Genomic DNA, 17967 nt, shown 5'->3' with positions numbered 1-17967 from the left:
TTCGCCTCGCCCTGTCGGGCGGGGCGTTCCAGAACACGGCGCGGGCTCCCTTGAGAGCGCCCACGCCTTCGCGGTGTCGCCCCGCGTCAGAAATTGACCTTCACGCCGCCATAGAAGGCGAGCGGCGCGAGCGGGGTCAGGGTGCGCGGATCGGTGAAGGACACGCCGTTGGCGAGCTGCGCGTTGGTGTCGGTCTCGAAGAACGAGCCGTAGCTCGCGTTGCGGTTGTTGAACAGGTTGTTGACGATGCCGAAAATCTGGAAATTCTCGGTGAGCTGATAGGAGGCGTGCAGGTTCGCCGTCCAGTACATCGGCATCATCGGGTTCTGGTTCGTGAAGTCGCCGACGAGATACTGGTTGCCGACGATCAGCACGTCCGCGCCGGCGCGGAACTGCGGCGTGAACTGATAGTCGATCCCGACCTTGCCGAGCTGCGACGGAATGCCGACGATATGCTTGCCGGGCGTGACCAGAACGTTGCCGTTCTCGTCGGCGTAAGGGTTGAAGGGGGAGGCGAGCTCGCCCGTGAAGCGATAGGTCGCGTCGGTGTAGGAATAGCTGCCATACACCGAGAGCGGGCCGGCGTCATAGGTGAAGCCGGCCTCGACGCCCTGGCGCAGCGTGCCCGGAACGTTGGCGTAATAGCCGCGCCCCGTGATGGTGCTCGCGAGCGCGATGATGTCGTTGGTGTTGTTTGTGTGGAAATAGCCGGCCTTCCAGGCCAGGCGGCCGCTGAACCACGGGTCGACGGTTGCGCCGCGCAGGCCCGCCTCGATCGTCTGCGACACCACCTGCTGCAGCGGCGGATCGGACACGAGCGAGTTTTCGAGCAGGCAGGGCTTGTCGGGGTTGGCGCAGTTGAGCTCGAGCGGCGTCGGGGCGCGGTTCGCCTCGGAATAGCCGCCATAGGCCGTGATCCACGGCGCGATCTTGTAGGTCAGGCCGACGACCGGATTGATGCGGTTGTAATTGCTGCTCGAATTCAGGTCCGGGTTGAGCCCGGTCGCGTCCTCGGTCTTGAGCACGGCGATGTTGGCGCGCGCGCCGGCCGAAAGCGCGAGTTCGGGCGTGAGGTTGTAGGTGTCGAGCGCGTAGATGCCGTAATAGGTGGTCGTGCCGCTCAGCGCGGTCGGAACGTAGCCGATCATGCCCGCGGTCTGGATGATGTCGCCGGAGCCGGGGAAGTTTCCGGTCGGCGCCACTTCGAGGCTCGGCAGGATGCGTCCGAGCATGGAGTTCGACGAGAAGGTGAAAAAGCCGCGGTCGATCGAGCCGCCGAGCGTGAAGAAATTGTCGCGGTCGAGTATCTTGGTGCGGTTGCTCGCCTGCAGCGTCAGGCCGGTCGTCGTCGAATTGGTCTTGGTGCGGTCGATCGTGCCGTAGACGGTGTTCGGCGTGAAGGGGATCGGATTGCCGTTCTTGTCATGAATGACGAAGGCGTTTTCGTTCGACACCGACGGGAAATTGTCGTCGTCGAGGCAGAGGAAGCCCTCGTTGTCGTCGTCGCATTCCTCGATGTCGGAATCATTGCCGTCGGTGTGCCACTGCTGGAAATGGCGGATGTAGAAATTGCTGGCGATCTGCCATCCGGCGCCGACGTCGAACTTGCCGGTCATGGCGAGCGAGCCCGCCTCGTTGAGCGTCGACTGCGGAAAAGTGAAGACGCTCGACAGGCTTTGCGACAGAAGATTGTAGGGCGTCGGGCCGATCACGCCGAGATATGAATAGGAGCCCGACGCGATGAAATGGACTTCCGAATCCTGCGAACGATAGCCGACGTCGCCATAAGCGCGCGTGACCGTCGAGGGCGAATTCCAGCGCCAGCCGCCGTCATGCGCAGTGTCGGCCGTGACATAGACCGCATAGTCGCCGATCTGCTTGCCGTACTGGAAATAGGCGGCGGCGCGGCCGAACGACCCGCCCATGACCTGCGCTTCAAAACCCTGCCAGTTGAAGCCGTTCTTCATTTCGATGCTCACCGCGCCGCCGAGCGCGTTGAGGCCGAAGATCGGATTGCCGGTGAAGAGGTCGACGCGGGCGATGGCCTGCGGCGGGATGAGATCCCAGTTGACGGTGTCGCCAAAAGCCTCGTTGACGCGCATGCCGTTCTGGTAGACGGCGAGGCCCTGCGGCGTGCCCTGCAGCGGCGAGGCGGTGAAGCCGCGATAATAGAGATCTTGCGAGAACGGATTGCCGTTGAGGTCGATGACGACCACGCCCGGCACGCGCTGCTGCAGCGTGTCGGTGACATTGGGCGAGCGTGTGTTGGCGAACTCCTTGTCCGTCACCACTGTGGTCATGGCCGGAAGCTGGTCGCGCTGCTCGCCCGTCGCGCCGGGCAGCGGCGAGGGCGAAACCACGTCGACCTCGGGCAGCACATAGGTCGGGGCGGCCGCGATCGGCGCGGCGGCGTCCTGCGCAAGCGCGCCCGACGCAAGGGCCTGGGCGAAGCCAAGCGAGGCGATCCCCGCCGCGCGCAATAACGTCGATCTCAAAGCAGATTTGCGCGCCACGTTCTGGGCTCCCATGGTTCGCGAAGTTTCTAAGTCGCCTGAGACGATAGCGGCGGCCGCGTCGGCCGAACAAGACGCCGTGAAGAGGCGCGCCCAGAAAGCCCGGCCCTGTTGCTAATTTACTTCACAGCGATGTGAAATAATTCCTTTACAGGAATGGAAAAGTTCATTTTGATCAAAAATCTGCTCCGCCCGTTGAGTCTCCCTTTCGCCGGACTCGCAACGCCGGCGTCGTTCTATCATTGTTCTTGCCGGCGGCAGCGGGGCGCGCTATGCTTTGTTGAATGACGGCTGAGTTCAACGCATGGTCGTAAGAGTCGCGACGGTCGCCTTTGAAGGCGTCGAGGCCCGCCCGGTCGACGTGCAGGTGCAGATCGCCAACGGCAATGTGGCGTTTTCGGTCGTCGGCCTCGGCGACAAGGCGGTCGCGGAATCGCGCGAGCGCGTGCGCGCCGCGCTCAACGCCTCGGGGCTCGCGCTTCCGGCCAAGCGCATCACGGTCAATCTCGCGCCGGCCGACCTGCCCAAGGAAGGCAGCCACTACGATCTTCCGATCGCGCTCGGCATCATGGCCGCGATCGGCGCGATCGCGCCCGACGCGCTCCGCGGCTACACCGTCCTTGGAGAACTGGCGCTCGACGGAGCGGTGGCGCCCGTCGCCGGCGCGCTTCCCGCGGCCATCGCCGCGAGCGCGCGCGGCCATGGGCTGATCTGTCCGCACGACTGCGGGCCGGAGGCCGCGTGGGCCGGCGACGATCTCGACCTGCTGGCGCCCGTGTCGCTCATCCAGCTCGTCAATCATTTCAAGGGGACGCAGGCCATGGCGCGGCCGCGCCCGGGCGTGCGCGCGCAGCCTGCCGCGACGCTGGACCTGCGCGACGTCAAGGGCCAGGAGAGCGCCAAGCGCGCGCTCGAGATCGCGGCGGCGGGCGGGCACAATCTTCTCTTCAACGGGCCGCCCGGCGCCGGCAAGTCGATGCTCGCCGCGCGGCTTCCCTCGATCCTGCCGCCGCTGACGCCCGCGGAGCTGCTTGAGGTTTCGCTCATCCATTCCATCGCCGGCGACCTCGCCGGCGGCGCGCTCACCGACCAGCGGCCCTTTCGCGCGCCGCATCATTCGGCCTCTATGGCGGCGCTCGTCGGCGGCGGCGCCAAGGCGCGCCCGGGCGAAATCTCGCTCGCCCATCATGGCGTGCTCTTTCTTGACGAACTGCCGGAGTTTTCGGCCCAGGCGCTCGACAGCCTGCGCCAGCCGCTCGAAACGGGCGAGGTTTTGATTTCGCGCGCGGCGCATCGCACCGTCTATCCGGCGCGCTTCCAGCTCGTCGCCGCCATGAATCCATGCCGCTGCGGCCACGCTCTCGATCTCGGATTCGCCTGCAGCCGCCAGCCCAACGAGCGTTGCATGGCGCAATATCAGACGCGCGTCTCGGGCCCGCTTCTCGATCGCATCGACCTCAATGTGGAGGCGCCGGCGGTTTCGGCGGCCGATCTGATGCTGCCCACGCCCTCAGAAGGCTCGCGCGAGGTCGCCGCGCGCGTCGCCGCCGCGCGCGCCGTCCAGCGCGCGCGCTACGCCCGCATGGGCCTTCCCCATGTCGGCGCCAACGCCGCCGCGCCCGCGTCCGTCATCGAGGAGGCGGCGCGGCCTGACGCCGGCGGCCTCAGACTGGTGCAGGACGCCTCGGAGCGCCTGCGGCTTTCGGCGCGCGGCTTTCATCGCGTGCTGAAGATCGCCCGCACCATCGCCGACCTTGAGGGAGCCGAAACCGTCGGCGCCGCGCATCTCGCCGAGGCTCTGTCCTACCGCGTCGACGTGACGCGGTTCAAGCGGGCGGCGTGAGCGGCGCGCTTGGCCTCCCGGCCCGGCGGCGCTGAACGCGCGCGCCGCGGGGATTGAACCGCAAGCTGATTTGGGGGAGTTTCCCGCGGGGCACGCCCGTGGTCCGTTTCAGGAGAAGCAGATCAGATGACATACGCGCCATCCGCCGAACAGGAGGCCGGCGCTTCAGCTGGAGCGGCCGCCGCCGCCTTTCGCGACTGGATCACGACGGCGGCGCTGCCGCTCTGGGGCGGCGTCGGCTTCGACGCCACGCTCGGCGGCTTCCATGAGCGTCTCGACTGGGACGGCCGCCCACTTGTCGTCGCGCCGCGCCGCTCGATGGTGCAGGCGCGCCAGATCTACGTCTTCTCGCATGCGGCGCGGCTCGGCTGGGCGCCCGCCGAATCCGGCCGCCGCGCCGAAGCCGCCATGGCCTCGCTTTTGCGCCTCTACGCAGACGACGGAAAGCTGACGCGGGGCGTCGCCTTCTCGGTCGGGCCGGACGGCGCCGTCGTCTCCGCCGTGCGCGACGCCTACGCCCACGCCTTCGTGCTGTTCGCGCTCGCCTCGCTGTTCCGGCTCAACGGCGACGCGACGCTTCTCGGGCGCGCCGACGAGGCGGCCGGCTTCATCGACGCCTCGCTCGAAGACAAGGCCTTCGGCGGGCTCTTTGACCGGTTTCCGGTCGACGACCTGACAAAGCGGCAAAATCCGCTGATGCATCTTCTCGAGGCTTTCCTCGCCCTTGAGGAAGCCGCCCCGGGGCGGGGCTTCCTCGAACCGGCGCGCCGCATCGTCGATCTCTTCCGCACGCGCCTGTTCACGCCGGTTCCGGGCGTGCTGCTCGAATATTTCGCGCAGGACTGGAGCGATCATCCGGACTCGGCCAAGGCTGGCCTGTTCGAGCCGGGCCATCATTTCGAATGGGTCTGGCTGCTGTCGCAATATGAGCGGCTTTCGGGCGAGACGCTCGCGCCGTTCATCCTTCAGCTGCATCAGTCGGCGGCGCGGCGCGGCTTCGGCGACGACGGCCTGATCGTCGACGAGATCGACCGCGACATGATCGTCCGCAAGAGCTCGCATCGCGTGTGGCCGCATACGGAGGCGCTCAAGGCCGCCGCCGCGATGGCCGAAAAATCCGACGCCGGCGCCCCGGCCCTCGCCGCCCGGATGGTCGGCGCCCTGACCTCGGTCTTTCTCGACCGCCCGTTCCTCGGCGGCTGGACGGACCATATCGGCGAGGATGGCGCGCCGCTCGTCGATTATGTCCCGGCGAGTTCGCTCTACCATCTTTTCTTCGCCGCCGCGGAGGCGTCCCGCGTGTTTGAACCGGCCAGGACATGACCCGGCCCGCGTGAGAGGCCGGCGTCCGCCTTGCATGTCGATTTTTCTCGGCCCATGGCCGCGGCAATTAAACTGGAGCCTTCAATGAACGTGTCCGAGCCTGATTCGCATGGCGAAACGAAGGGCGAGGCGGGCGTTTCGCCGTTCGCGCGTCATTCAGGAGCCGACGGCGGGGCGCCGGGCGCCGCGGAGCCCGGCCGGGGGCCGCGGATCGTCTCGGTTCGGGACCTGTTCGCCGGCCGCCGCATCGCCGTGATCGGCGACCTTATCCTCGACTGCTATCTGCATGGCGACGTCAGCCGCATTTCGCCCGAAGCGCCGGTGCCGATCGTCCGTTCGGTCGCCGAGCGTTCGGTCGCGGGCGGCGCGGCGAACGTCGTCGCCAATCTCGCGACGCTCGGCGCCACCGTCGACGTCGTCGGCCTGACCGGCCTCGATTATGCGCGCGACGAACTGGCGCGCTGCCTCGAATCCTACGGCCGCGTCGACCTTTCGGGCATGATCGGCGTCACCGACCGGCCGACGACGCGCAAGCTCAGGGTGCTCGGCGCGCAACAGCAGATCGTGCGCGTCGACCATGAGAACACCGCGCCCTATGACGGGCTCGTCGAGGAGCGCATGATTGCGGCGGCGGCGGCGGCGGCGGCGCGCGCCGACGTCGTGATCCTGTCCGACTACGGCAAGGGCGCGCTGTCGACCCGCGTTCTGCGCGAGGTCATCGATCTGTGCAACGCGACGCGCAAGAAGGTGCTCGTCGACCCCAAGCAGCTCGATTTTTCGGTCTATCGGGGCGCGACGATCCTCACGCCGAACCGCAAGGAGCTTGCCGCTGCGACGCGCCTTCCGTGCGACACTGACGCTGAGGCGCTCACGGCGGCGCTCACGGCGCAGGAAAGCTGCGACGCCAACATCCTGCTGACGCGCTCCGAAAAGGGCATGTCCTATTTTCCGCTGTCAGGCGCCCCGATCCACATGGCGACGGTCGCGCAGGACGTGTTCGACGTCTCGGGCGCGGGCGACACGGTCATCGCCGTGCTGGCGGTCTCGCTCGCCGCCGGCCTGTCGATGCAGGAATCGATGAAGCTCGCCAATCATGGCGCGGGCGTCGTCGTCGCCAAGGTCGGCACCGCCTGCGTGACGCCGGACGAGCTTTCGGCCTCGCTCGCCTCTGAGGTGGCTTCCCCTTCGGTCAATGACGGGCGCCATGTCACGCGCGATCAGGCGGTGGCGCAGCGCTGGGCCTGGGCGCGGGAGAAGCTGACGGTCGGCGTCGCCAACGGCTGCTTCGACCTGCTGCATCCTGGCCATGTGTCGCTGATCCGGCAGGCGGCCGCCGCCTGCGACCGGCTGATCATGGCGCTGAACTCCGACGCTTCCGTGCGCCGTCTCAAGGGCCCGACGCGTCCGATCCAGGACGAAGAGGCGCGGGCCGCCGTCATGGGCGCGATCAAGGGCGTGTCCGCCGTGGTGCTGTTTGACGAAGACACGCCCTATGAGCTGATCCAGGCGCTGCAGCCTGACGTTCTGGTCAAGGGCGCGGACTATTCCGAAGACCAGGTCGTCGGCGGCGACGTCGTACGCGCGCGGGGCGGGCGGATCGTGCTGGCCGATCTGTCGCCGGGCCAGTCCACGACGAAGCTCGTCAAAAAGGCCGAAGTCACGCATTGAGCCGCGGCCGCGTCGAAGCCCGGCGCCTGCGCGCGCCGGGCGTCATGCCGCGGTCGGCACGAGCCCGCCTTCGGCGCGCAGCGCGGCGCCGTTGGTCGCCGCGGCGAGCGGGCTCGCGACAAACGCCGCGAGCGCGGCGATCTCGTCGGCCTCGATCATCCGGCGCAACAGGGAGGTCGGCCGCATCCGCTCGAAAAATTCGGATTCGAGCGCCGCCGGCGGCGCGTGCGGATCATGCGCGACGCTCCGGATGAAATCGATCACGCCGTCGGAGCGCGTCGGGCCCGGCAGGATCGTGTTGACCGTGACGCGGGTTCCCGTGGTCATCCCGGCGAGGCCGCGTGCGATCGCGAGCTGTGCGGTCTTGGTCATTCCGTAATGGATCATCTCTGTCGGAATCATCAGCGAGGATTCGCTCGAGATGAAAATGACCCGTCCGTCGCCGCGTTCGAGCATTTTCGGAAAATAGGCGCGCGACAGGCGGACGCCGCTCAGGACGTTGATCTCGAAGATGCGAAGCCAGTCGGCGTCGGCGATCTCGGCGAACGGTTTCGATTCATAGACGCCGAGATTGTTGACGAGAATGTCGACGTCGGGCTCGGCGTCGGCGATCGCCGCGCAGCCCTTGGCCGTCCCGGCGTCTGCGGCGACGCCGCGGATCGCCACGCCCGGCCGCGCCGAGCGGCCGATCTCGGCCGCGGCCGCGTCGAGTTTTTCGCGCGAACGCCCGGTCAGGACGACGTTCGCCCCTTCGGCCGCAAGCCGTCGCGCGATCGCAAGGCCGATGCCGGCGGTCGAGCCCGTGACCAGCGCCGTTTTGCCGTCGAGCATGAGATCCAAATGCGCCTCCGTCGATTGATGTCCGGCGCTGATTTAAGAGCGCTTGCCGCCGCGCGAAATCGCAGGAAAAATTCGATCGCTTTGTCATTCAGCGACAGGATCATCCGGTGGGCGACGCGCGCGCTTGGGAGATGGCCGTGTTTCTTCAGGTCGCCCGGACCGGGAGCTTCAGCGCGGCCGGCCGCGCCGTCGGCATGACGCCGTCTTCCGCGGCCAAGCTTGTCACGCGCGTCGAAGGCCGCCTCGGCGCGCGCCTCGTCGAACGCTCGACGCGCCGTCTGCGCCTCACGGCGGAGGGCGAGCTTTATCGCCAGCGCGCCGAAGAACTGCTCGAAGAGCTCGACGCGCTCGACGCCGGGATCGCCGGCGGCGCGGCCGCGCCAAAAGGCCTCGTGCGCGTCAACGCCTCGGTTCCGTTCGGCCGCCATTGCCTGCTGCCGCTGCTGCCTGACTTCGCCGCGGCCTTTCCTCAGATGCGGCTGGAGCTGAGCCTGACCGACGCGGTGGTGGATTTTTACGAGGCGCGATGCGACGTCGCCTTTCGCGTCGGCGGCCTCGCCGATTCGGGGCTCGCCGCCGTGCGGCTTGGGCTGGCGCGCCGGCGCGTCGTCGCCGCGCCGTCCTATCTCGCCGCGCGCGGGACGCCGAAGACGGCCGCCGACCTTGAAAGCCATGATTGCCTCGGCTTCGCCTTCCGCCGCGCCGCCGCCGTGTGGCCGCTCAAAAGCGGCGGGCGGCTCGTCGACCGCGAGATTCGCGTCAGATTCGCCGTCGGCGACGGCGAGACGGCGCGCGAACTCGCGGTCATGGGGCTCGGCCTGGCGCGGCTCGCGGAGTTCCATGTCGCCGCCGATCTCGCGGCGGGCCGCCTCGTCAGCGTGCTCGACGACGTCGTCGTCGACGCCGAAGAGATCCATGCGCTGCATTTCGGCCGCCGGAATCTGCCGAGCCGAATCAGGATCTTCCTTGATTTCATGACGCCGCGCCTGCGCGCGGCGCTCGCCGCCGGGAACGGCCCGCGATGACCCGCCATGACGCGCCGGAGCGCGGGCTTGGTCCCGGCCCTTTGGTCATCTCCCTCCAGAGCCAGGTCGCGTTCGGCGCCGTCGGCCATGGCGCGTCGCTCTACGCCATGCAGGCGCTCGGCGCGCGCGTCGCCTGCGTCCCGACCGTGCTCCTTTCGAACCATCCCCGCTATCCGACCCTGCGCGGCGGGGCGCTCGATCCGGCGCTGGTCGCCGACCTGTTGCGCGGGATCGAGGAGCGGGGGCTCGTCGAGGCCGCGAACGTCGTGCTGACGGGCTATCTCGGCTCCGCCGCCAACGGCGCCGTGGTCGCGGGCTTCCTCGCTCGGGCCAGGGCGCGCAATCCGCGTCTCATCTGCCTGTGCGACCCGGTGATCGGCGACGACGGGCCCGGGGTGTTCGTCGAAAAGGAGCTGATCGCGATCTTTCGCGACGAAATCATGCCCTTGGCCGACGTTGCGACGCCCAATCTGTTCGAGCTCGAGCTTCTCGCCGGAACGCCGGCGCGCGACGTCGAGGGGCTTGGCGCCGCCGCGCGCCGCCTCGCGCGGCTTGGGCCGAAGCGTCTCGCCGTCACCAGCGCGCGGCTCGACGACACGCCGGCCGGGGAGATCGAGACCGCGCTTTACGACGACGACGTCCTGTCTCGCCTCAAAACGCCGCGCCTGCCAATCAGGCCGAACGGGGCGGGCGATCTTTTCGCCGGGCTTCTCGCTGCCCGCCTCGCCGCGGGCGAGGCCTTTTTGGCGGCCGCGGAGGCGGCGGTGAAAGGCGTCTTCGCTGTTCTCGCGCGCACGCTGCGCGAAAACTCCTATGAGCTCGTCGTGCGGGCCGAAGACGTCGCGGGCGCCTGAGCGGCGGCGAAGCCAAGATTGCCTTTCATCGTCGATTCGGGCGAGAAGTCGATATGACCGGCGCAGGCACGAACCACACGCGACTCAATCTGACCGGCGGCCCCGCGATCGTCCTGGTGCGGCCGCAGCTTGCCGTGAACATCGGCATGTGCGCGCGCGCCATGGCCAATTTCGGCCTCTCGGACCTGCGCCTCGTCTCGCCGCGCGAGGGCTGGCCGCGCACGGGCGCGCTGAAGAAAGGCGCTAACGCCGCGGCGGCCGGCGCGGTGCATCTGCTCGAAGCCGCGAAGCTCTACGACAGCGTCGAGGAGGCCTGCGCCGACCTCAATTTTCTTTACGCCGCCACGGCGCGCGAGCGCGGCCAGCACAAGCCGGTCGAAACGCCGGCCGAGGCGATGCCGCGGGCCGCCGCGCTCGTCAGCGAGGGATCGAAGGGCGGAATTCTGTTCGGGCCGGAGCGAACCGGCCTCTCCAATGACGAAGTCGCGATCGCCGACCGCATCGTGACCTTTCCGGTCAATCCGGCCTACGCCTCGCTCAACCTGGCCCAGGCCGTGCTGCTCATGGGCTATGAATGGATGCGCGCGTCGAGCGAGGCGAGGGCGCCGTTCGTCGCCGATCCGCGCTCGCCGCCGGCGCCGCGCGAGATGGTCTTGTCCTTCTTCGCCTTTCTCGAGGGCGAGCTTGAGCGCGCCGGCTTCTTCAGGCCGCCCGACAAGGCGCCGGTGATGCGGCGCAATCTGCGCAACATCTTCCATCGCCTCGACCTCAGCCAGCAGGACGTCAGCACCCTGCGCGGCATGTTCGTGCGGCTCGTCGAGGGGCCGCGCGCCGGGCCGAAGCCGCGCGCGAAAAAGGCCGGCGTCGGGAGCGTGGAGCCGGAGCCGGACGACGGTTGACGCCGCCGCGGCGCGAAGGCGCCTTTTTTGCGGCGCCTTTTGCGGCGATCAAGACGATCTTAACCTGCGCGCGCTTGCATGCTCGCATGGTCGTCGCGCCGGCCGGCGCGACGCGCGGAACCGAAAGACCAGACCACCATCGCACCGGCATCGCTCATGGCGCGCGCGCCCAAAATTCTGGTGTTCGATTCAGGGCTTGGCGGCCTCACGGTGTTCGCCGAAATCGCCCGGCTGCGCGCCGACGCCGACTATGTCTATGCGGCCGACGAGGCCGGCTTTCCTTATGGCGCCCTGCCGGAAAGCGCGCTCGCGCCGCGCGTCGTCGCCGTCATGCGGCGGCTCATCGCGCTGCATGCGCCTGACGTCGTGGTGGTGGCCTGCAACACGGCCTCGACCCTCGCCCTGCCGCAGCTGCGCGCGGCCTTTCCGCATGTTCCCTTCGTCGGCACCGTGCCGGCGATCAAACCGGCGGCGGCCCATTCGCGTTCGCGCATGATCTCGGTGCTGGCGACGGTCGGCACGGTCGCGCGCGACTATACGCGCGGCCTGATCGAGGCCTACGCCGCCGACTGCAAGGTGACGCTCGTCGGCTCGGCCCGCCTCGCGAGCTTCGCCGAAGCCTTCATGCAGGGCGAGGCGCCGTCGGACGCCGCCATCCGGAGCGAGATCGCGCCGGCTTTCGTCGAGGAGGGCGGCCGGCGCACCGACTGCGTCGCGCTCGCCTGCACCCATTATCCTCTGCTGCTCGATTTGTTCGAACGGCTCGCGCCCTGGCCTGTGGAGTGGATCGACCCGGCGCCGGCGATCGCCCGGCGCACCGATCATGTGCTGACGCAGGAGCTCGGCTTCGCGCCGGACCCGGCCGCGCGCATGAAGCCGGCGCTCGCCCTGTCCACCGCCGAGACGGCTCCGAACGAAAAGCTCGTCGCGGCGCTGCGCCAGCGCGGGTTTGGCGAAATCGCGCGCGAACCCATGCCGCTCGTCTTCGCCTGAAGCGAAGCTCCGGGCGCGTCGGCGGGAAGGGCGCGGCCGCCGTCAGCGGAGCCTCAGTTCGGTCCGTTCGATCCGGCGGGCCGGCTGACTGACCACACAAAGGCCGCGACGGCGCGCAGTTCCTCGGGCGAAAGCTCGGAGCCGCCCATCGGCGGCATCGCGCCGCCATGCTCCTTCGGCTGCGGCACGCCCTTCTTGATCGTCTCGGTGATCCCCTGCAGGCTGCCGTCGCTCCACAGAAAGCGGCCGCTGGCGAGGTCAGAGCCAATCGGCGAGCCTTTCGCGTCCGAGCCGTGGCAGCCGCCGCAGGTGGCCGAACCCTGCGCGCCGCTGAAGATCTTCGCGCCGCGCGCCACTTCCTCGCGCGTCGAGCCGGCGTGGACGGGCAGGGCGGCGATCCGGGCGAGGGCCTCGGCGTCGCCCGCCGGGGCTTCGCCGGCGGTCTCGCCCGTCGTCCCCGCCGGCGCGACCGACCCGACGTCGGCGTCGGGCGGGCCGGCGTAGGTCACGCGCCAGACGCGCCCGGCCTGATCGTCGGAAATATAAAGCGCGCCGTCCGGTCCGAGGGCGAGGCCGGAGGGGCGATGCGCGGCGCGCCCGGGCTCTTTCTTCGCGCCGGCGAAGCCGTCGGCGAAGACGACGAAGGGGCCCGACGCCGCGCCGTTCCTGAGCGGCTGGAACACGACGTTATAGCCCTGCTGCGGCCCCGGGGCGCGGTTCCACGAGCCATGAAAGGCGATGAAGGCGCCGCCCCTGTAGCTGTCGGGAAAGGCGTTCCCCTCATGGATGACGAGGTCGTTTGGCGCCCAATGCGCCGGAAAGGCCGCGACCGGCCCCGACTTTTCGGCGCAGACGCCGGTTTGCGCGCCGTCGCCGCCATATTCCGGGGCGAGCACGAGCTTGCCCTGCGCGTTGTCATAATAGCATTCCGGCCAGCCGTAATCCGCGCCCTGTTTCAGCTCGACGAGAACTTCGGCCGGCAGCTCCCGGCCCTGCTCGCGGGTGTAGAGCTTCGGCCAGTTCTCGGCGAGCTGGTCGCGCCCGTGCTGGGTGGCGAAGACGCGGCCCCGCGCGTCGACGGCGAGCCCTTCGGCGTTGCGCAGGCCGGTCGCGAAGCGCTCGGCCGGCGAAAAGGTCTGGCCCAGCCGGTCCGCGTCATAGCGCCAGACGCCGCCGCGGGTCTCAAGCTCGTCGCAAGGCTTTTTGCCCGGCGACTGCGGCATCCGGTTCTTTTCCTCGCAGGCGTTGGTGGCGGAGCCGAGATCGACATAGAGCGCCCCGTCCGGCGCGATGGCGAAGGGATGCATCGGGTGGTCGCCGCCGAGCGGCAGGCCGGACACGACGGCCTCGGGCGCGCTTTTCGGCGCGAGCTCGCCGGGCTTCAGCGCATAGCGGACGATGCGGTCCCCGGCTTCGGCGTAGAGCGCGTCGTTGTGCAGCGCGAGCCCCGTGCCGCCCCGCCCGCCCTCGGCGTAAAGCTCGCCGAAGCGGCCGATCTCGTCGGCGCGGCCGTCGCCGTCATTGTCGCGCAGGGCGACGAGGAAGCCCGCTTCGGGCGGGGCCGCGTCCTTGTAATAGGGGCCGCTCCAGGTGTTGACGTAGACCGTTCCGTCGGCGCCGACCGCAAGATGGCGCGCATGGCCGAGCCGGTCCGCGAAGACCGTGGCGCAGAATCCGGGCGGCAGGGCGAGGCCGGCCGTGTCGCAGGGTTTTGCCGCGGCGCCAGCCGCGGGCGCGGCGCAAGCTTGGCCTTGCGGCGCGAAAGCGAGGGGCGCCAAAAGGCCGGCCAGGACAAGACGCCGCATCGCTGGATTCTCCCTCCCGCCGGCCGTGGGGCGGCGCGCAGCGATTATAGCGCGGGCGGGCGGGGCCGCACAGCGTGCGTCGGCGGAGGCCGGCGTCGCTTGGGCTCAGGCCTCCGCCCGGCGCAGCCGTTCCCGCGCCATGGCGCGCAGCGCGTCGATCGGCCGCCACGCGCCGTCCGCCTCAAAGCCCCAGAAAGTCCAGCCGTTGCAGGCCGGCAGGCCCTGCGCCAGCGCGCCGATCTTGTGGATCGAGCCGACGATGCCTTCGAGCGAAATCGTCCCGTCCGCGCGCACGACGGCGCGGCGGCGGTTCTTTTCGTCGGAGAGGATCGCGCCCGGCGCGATCAGCCCGGCTTCGACGATGGCCGAAAAGGCGACGCGCGGCTCGCTGCGGCGGCTCGGCGCCGGCGCGATCGTCGTCTCGGGCAGGGGCTCGACCGCGTCGATGCGGGCGCGGGCGGCGGCGGCGTAGGCCTCCTCGCGCTCGACGCCGATGAAGCGCCGGCCGAGCCGCTTGGCCGCCGCGCCGGTGGTGCCCGAACCAAAGAAGGGGTCGAGCACCACGTCGCCCGGCGCCGTCGCGGCGATCAGGACGCGGGCGAGCAGGGCCTCGGGCTTCTGCGTCGGATGCGCCTTGCGGCCCTGTTCGTCCTTGAGCCGCTCGGCCCCGGAGCAGATCGGGAACATCCAGTCGGAGCGCGGCTGGGTGTCCTCGTTGCCGGCCTTGAGCAGTTCATAGTTGAAGCGGTAGTTGCGGGCCGCGGAGTCCTTCGCCGCCCAGATCAGCGTCTCATGGGCGTTGGTGAAGCGCCGGCCGCGAAAATTCGGCATCGGATTGGCCTTGCGCCAGACGATGTCGTTCAGGATCCAGAAGCCTTCGTCCTGCAGCGTCGCGCCGACGCGGAAGATGTTGTGATAGGAGCCGATGACGAAAAGCGTGGCGTGCGGCTTCATCACGCGCCGCGCGGCGCGCAGCCACGCCTTGGTGAAGGCGTCGTAATGGGCGAAGCTCTCGAACTTGTCCCAGTCGTCGTCGACCGCGTCGACGAGGCTCTGGTCGGGGCGGGTCAGGGCCTGTTCGAGCTGAAGATTGTAGGGCGGGTCGGCGAAGACCGCGTCGACCGATTCGGCCGGCAGCCGCGCCATGGCTTCGAGGCAGTCGCCGACGATGATTTCGTCGAGCGGCAGCGCGTGAGCGACGGGGGCCTGAGCGACGGGGGCGGGGCGTGGCCAGGCGCGCGACTCCGCGCCCGCAGCGCGCCGCGCCGCGGCGGCGTTCGTTCGGGTCATGAGTAAAAACCGCCAGTTTTTCGATCGGCTACGTTTACCGTCGCGGCGGTAAAGGGCCCCTTCACGCAGGTCTGAACGGCCTGTCCCGATTTGAGGCGGTCGGGCTCCGCGGGCCGGCGCGGCCCGCGCCGCTCGTCAGCCGCGCGGCGCGCCGCTGAACGGCCGAAAACTCATCCGGTGGTGCGGGCAGGGGCCGTGCTCGGCGATCGCCGCAAGGTGCAGGGCGGTCGGATAGCCGGCGTGGCGGCTGAAGCCATAGGCCGGGAACTGCGCGCAGAGACGCGTCATGGCGCGGTCGCGGGTGACCTTGGCGACGATCGAGGCGGCCGCGATTGAGAGCGACCGGGCGTCTCCCCTGACGATCGCCTCGCCCGGGCAGGGCAGGCCGGGAACAAGGTCGCGCCCGTCGATCAGCGCATGGCGGGCCTCGATCGCGAGGGCGCGCGCGGCGCGGCGCATGGCGAGCAGGCTGGCGCGGCGGATGTTGAGGGCGTCGATCTCGGCGGCGCTCGCGAAAGCGACCGAGACGGCGACGGCGCGCCGCATGATCTGTTCATAAAGCGCCTCGCGCGCGGATTTCGCCAGCTGCTTTGAATCGTCGAGCCCGGCCGGCAGGTCGCCGGGGTCGAGAATCACGGCGGCGGCCGACACCGGCCCCGCGAGCGGCCCGCGTCCGGCTTCGTCGAGGCCGGCGACCGGCCAGACGCCCCGCGCCAGAAGCGCGCGCTCGAAGCTGAAATCGGGCTCCATGGCGCACGGCATAGACGCAAACCACGTCGCCTTCAACGCGCGGGACGCCGGGGGCGACAATTGCCGCGTCGCAATGTATAGGTTAAGGGGCGGCGCAGAGCCGCAGATGTTGGCGCGCGCCGGCCTTTCAAGGCTTCGAAGGTCAGGCGCCGCGCCGCGCGGCTTTGGATGCTAAAGAGGCGGTCCGCCTGCAGGGAAAGACAGAATGGCGAAAATCCTTCCGGTCATCATGTGCGGCGGCGCCGGGACGAGGGTGTGGCCCGAATCGCGCGAGAGCCTGCCGAAGCAGTTCATCTCGCTGGTCGGCGCCCGCTCGACCTTCCAGATGGCCGCAGAGATCCTGAAGGACGACTGCTTCGAGACGCCGGTGGTGATCTCGAACCATGACTACCGGTTTCTCGTCGCCGAGCAGCTCGCCGAGATCAGGCGCGAGGCCCGCATCGTGCTCGAGCCGGTGCGGCGCGACAGCGCCCCGGCCGTGGCCGTCGCGGCCGAGATCGCGGCCGAGATCGGCCCGGACACGGTGGTCGCGCTGCTCGCGGCCGACCATGTGATCCAGGACAAGCCGGGCTTCGTCGAACTCTGCAAGAAGGCTGCGGAGGCCGCGGGGCAGGGCTTCATCGTCACGCTGGGGATCAGGCCGACCGCGCCGGCGACGGGCTACGGCTACATCAGGCCGGGCGAGCCCGTGACGCGCGACGGCTCGGTCTATAAGGCCGCGGGCTTCGTCGAGAAGCCCGACGCCGAGACCGCCCAGCGCTACATCGACGACGGCTATCTCTGGAACTCGGGCAATTTCTTCTTCCGCGCCGACGTGATGCTCGCCGAGCTGCAGAAGCACCAGCCGGCCATCGCCGAGGCGGCGGCGAACGCCGTCGCCCGCGCCAAGAAGGACCTGAACTTCCTCGTCCTCGACAAGGAGGCGTTCAGCGCCGCGCCCAAGATCTCGATCGACTACGCGGTCATGGAGCGCACCGACAGGGCGGCGGTCGCGCCCGCCGACATCGGCTGGTCGGACGTCGGCAACTGGGGCGCCGTATGGGAGCTTTCCGAGCGCGACGGCGCCGGCAATTCGACCCGCGGCGACGGCGTCGTGCTCGACGCCTCCAACGTCCATATCCGCTCCGACGGCTTTCTCACGGCGGTCGTCGGCGTCGACGACGTGATCGTGGTGACGACGCAGGACGCCGTGCTCGTGCTCAACAAGAACAAGGGCGACGAGGTCAAGCAGCTCGTCGACAGGCTCAAGGACATGGGCCGCAAGGAGGCGCTTGAGCACAAGCGCAGCTATCGCCCCTGGGGCTATTACCAGTCGGTCGACAATGGCGCGCGCTATCAGGTCAAGCGCATCGTGGTGAAACCCGGCCAGCGCCTCTCGCTGCAGAAGCACTTCCACCGCGCCGAACACTGGATCGTGGTGCGCGGCACGGCCGAGGTGCAGCGCGACGACGAGACCATCTTCGTGCATGAGAACGAGTCGATCTACCTGCCGATCGGCTGCACCCACCGCATGACCAATCCGGGCCGCATCGACCTCGAGCTCATCGAGGTGCAGACCGGCTCCTATCTCGGCGAGGACGACATCGTCCGCATCGAGGACGTCTACAACCGCGGCTGAGCCGCGCGCCGGCCGCGACGCGCCCGCGCCGCGGCCTTGACGCTCGCCCCGGCGCGCCGCATCCTCGCGCCGGGCTCCCGCCTGTTTCTCTCTGGACGGCCATGATCGCAAAACTGGTTTCAAGCCTGGCGGTTCTCGCCTGTCTCGGCGCGGCGGCGCCGGCCTCCGCCCGGCCGCTCACGCCGGCCGAGCGACAATACATGCCCTACAGCCCCGACGTTCCGGCCTGCGCCGACCGTGACGTGCTGAGCGAGATCCGCACCGCCTTCGACGCCCGCGAGCGCGAGTTCTGGCGCACGGGCCTCGACATCTCGGTCTTCGACGAGGTGCGCGAGATCGGCTACCGCTCCAACGGGCTCGACTATATTCCACGCCGCTATTGCATGGCGCTCGTCACCATGAACGACGGCAAGCGGCGCGAGGTCTCCTATTCGATCATCCAGTCGATGGGCACGCTCGGCTTCGGGTTTGGCGTCGACTGGTGCGTGTCCGGCCTCGACCGGCTCGACGCGCAGGCCCCGAACTGCAAGATGGCGCGCCCCTGAC

14 protein-coding genes are annotated in these 17967 nt (G+C 69.3%); 9 read left to right on the top strand and 5 right to left on the bottom strand.

All coding sequences use genetic code 11. From position 1 onward, the window contains the following. Positions 1 to 86: 86 nt before the first annotated feature. Positions 87 to 2528 carry a TonB-dependent receptor gene (locus tag ACILRB_RS02770; protein WP_395664768.1) on the bottom strand — a complete coding sequence of 814 codons (2442 nt, stop codon included), beginning with the start codon at positions 2526 to 2528 and terminating at the stop codon, positions 87 to 89. A 289-nt stretch (positions 2529 to 2817) separates the two neighbouring features. On the opposite strand from ACILRB_RS02770, the gene ACILRB_RS02765 reads away from it, so the two are divergent. The 3 genes from ACILRB_RS02765 (at position 2818) to rfaE1 (ending at position 7347) form a co-directional block, all read left to right on the top strand. Next, positions 2818 to 4356, top strand: coding sequence for a YifB family Mg chelatase-like AAA ATPase (locus ACILRB_RS02765; protein WP_395664767.1), 1539 nt, complete (start codon positions 2818 to 2820; stop codon positions 4354 to 4356). Between the two features lie 126 nt (positions 4357 to 4482). Beyond that, the gene (locus ACILRB_RS02760) at positions 4483 to 5679 is read left to right on the top strand and encodes an AGE family epimerase/isomerase (RefSeq protein ID WP_395664766.1); all 1197 of its coding nucleotides are present in this window, start codon (positions 4483 to 4485) and stop codon (positions 5677 to 5679) included. 84 nt (positions 5680 to 5763) lie between these two features. Further along, positions 5764 to 7347: a D-glycero-beta-D-manno-heptose-7-phosphate kinase gene (gene rfaE1, locus ACILRB_RS02755; protein ID WP_395664765.1), complete on the top strand. Its 1584-nt coding sequence runs from the start codon at positions 5764 to 5766 to the stop codon at positions 7345 to 7347. A gap of 42 nt (positions 7348 to 7389) precedes the next feature. Here the strand turns inward: rfaE1 and ACILRB_RS02750 are convergent, their stop codons facing one another. Then, a complete protein-coding gene (locus tag ACILRB_RS02750; RefSeq protein WP_395664764.1) occupies positions 7390 to 8187 on the bottom strand; it encodes an SDR family NAD(P)-dependent oxidoreductase in 798 nt (265 codons plus the stop codon). A gap of 131 nt (positions 8188 to 8318) precedes the next feature. Between ACILRB_RS02750 and ACILRB_RS02745 the strand changes: the two genes are divergently transcribed. The 4 genes from ACILRB_RS02745 (at position 8319) to murI (ending at position 11958) form a co-directional block, all read left to right on the top strand. Then, entirely contained in the window at positions 8319 to 9212 is an 894-nt protein-coding gene (locus tag ACILRB_RS02745) for a LysR family transcriptional regulator (RefSeq protein WP_395664819.1), read from the top strand. Next, the gene (pdxY, locus tag ACILRB_RS02740) at positions 9209 to 10066 is read left to right on the top strand and encodes a pyridoxal kinase (RefSeq protein ID WP_395664763.1); all 858 of its coding nucleotides are present in this window, start codon (positions 9209 to 9211) and stop codon (positions 10064 to 10066) included. Before ACILRB_RS02745 ends, pdxY begins: the two co-directional genes overlap by 4 nt. A 53-nt stretch (positions 10067 to 10119) precedes the next feature. Beyond that, positions 10120 to 10965 carry an RNA methyltransferase gene (locus tag ACILRB_RS02735; protein WP_395664762.1) on the top strand — a complete coding sequence of 282 codons (846 nt, stop codon included), beginning with the start codon at positions 10120 to 10122 and terminating at the stop codon, positions 10963 to 10965. A gap of 156 nt (positions 10966 to 11121) precedes the next feature. After that, entirely contained in the window at positions 11122 to 11958 is an 837-nt protein-coding gene (gene murI / locus ACILRB_RS02730) for a glutamate racemase (RefSeq protein WP_395664761.1), read from the top strand. A gap of 53 nt (positions 11959 to 12011) precedes the next feature. On the opposite strand, the gene ACILRB_RS02725 is transcribed toward murI, so the two are convergent. The 3 genes from ACILRB_RS02725 to ACILRB_RS02715 all read right to left on the bottom strand — a co-directional run bounded on the left by ACILRB_RS02725 (position 12012) and on the right by ACILRB_RS02715 (position 15803). Further along, on the bottom strand, positions 12012 to 13763 hold the full coding sequence (locus tag ACILRB_RS02725; protein WP_395664760.1) for a PQQ-dependent sugar dehydrogenase: 1752 nt from the start codon (positions 13761 to 13763) through the stop codon (positions 12012 to 12014). A gap of 105 nt (positions 13764 to 13868) precedes the next feature. Further along, a complete protein-coding gene (locus tag ACILRB_RS02720; protein WP_395664759.1) occupies positions 13869 to 15053 on the bottom strand; it encodes a site-specific DNA-methyltransferase in 1185 nt (394 codons plus the stop codon). 135 nt (positions 15054 to 15188) lie between these two features. Next, on the bottom strand, positions 15189 to 15803 hold the full coding sequence (locus tag ACILRB_RS02715; RefSeq protein WP_395664758.1) for a ribonuclease HII: 615 nt from the start codon (positions 15801 to 15803) through the stop codon (positions 15189 to 15191). A 205-nt stretch (positions 15804 to 16008) separates the two neighbouring features. On the opposite strand from ACILRB_RS02715, the gene ACILRB_RS02710 reads away from it, so the two are divergent. Both ACILRB_RS02710 and ACILRB_RS02705 read left to right on the top strand, forming a co-directional pair. Continuing rightward, on the top strand, positions 16009 to 17421 hold the full coding sequence (locus ACILRB_RS02710) for a mannose-1-phosphate guanylyltransferase/mannose-6-phosphate isomerase (protein WP_395664757.1): 1413 nt from the start codon (positions 16009 to 16011) through the stop codon (positions 17419 to 17421). Between the two features lie 101 nt (positions 17422 to 17522). Continuing rightward, positions 17523 to 17966, top strand: a complete 444-nt coding sequence (locus ACILRB_RS02705; RefSeq protein WP_395664756.1) for a hypothetical protein — start codon at positions 17523 to 17525, stop codon at positions 17964 to 17966. Position 17967 lies beyond the last annotated feature (1 nt).

Source organism: Methylocella sp. (assembly GCF_044226135.1).
GTDB lineage: Bacteria > Pseudomonadota > Alphaproteobacteria > Rhizobiales > Beijerinckiaceae > Methylocapsa.
The sequence above is the reverse complement of the archived record's forward strand: the minus strand, read 5'-3'. Positions and strand labels throughout refer to the sequence as shown.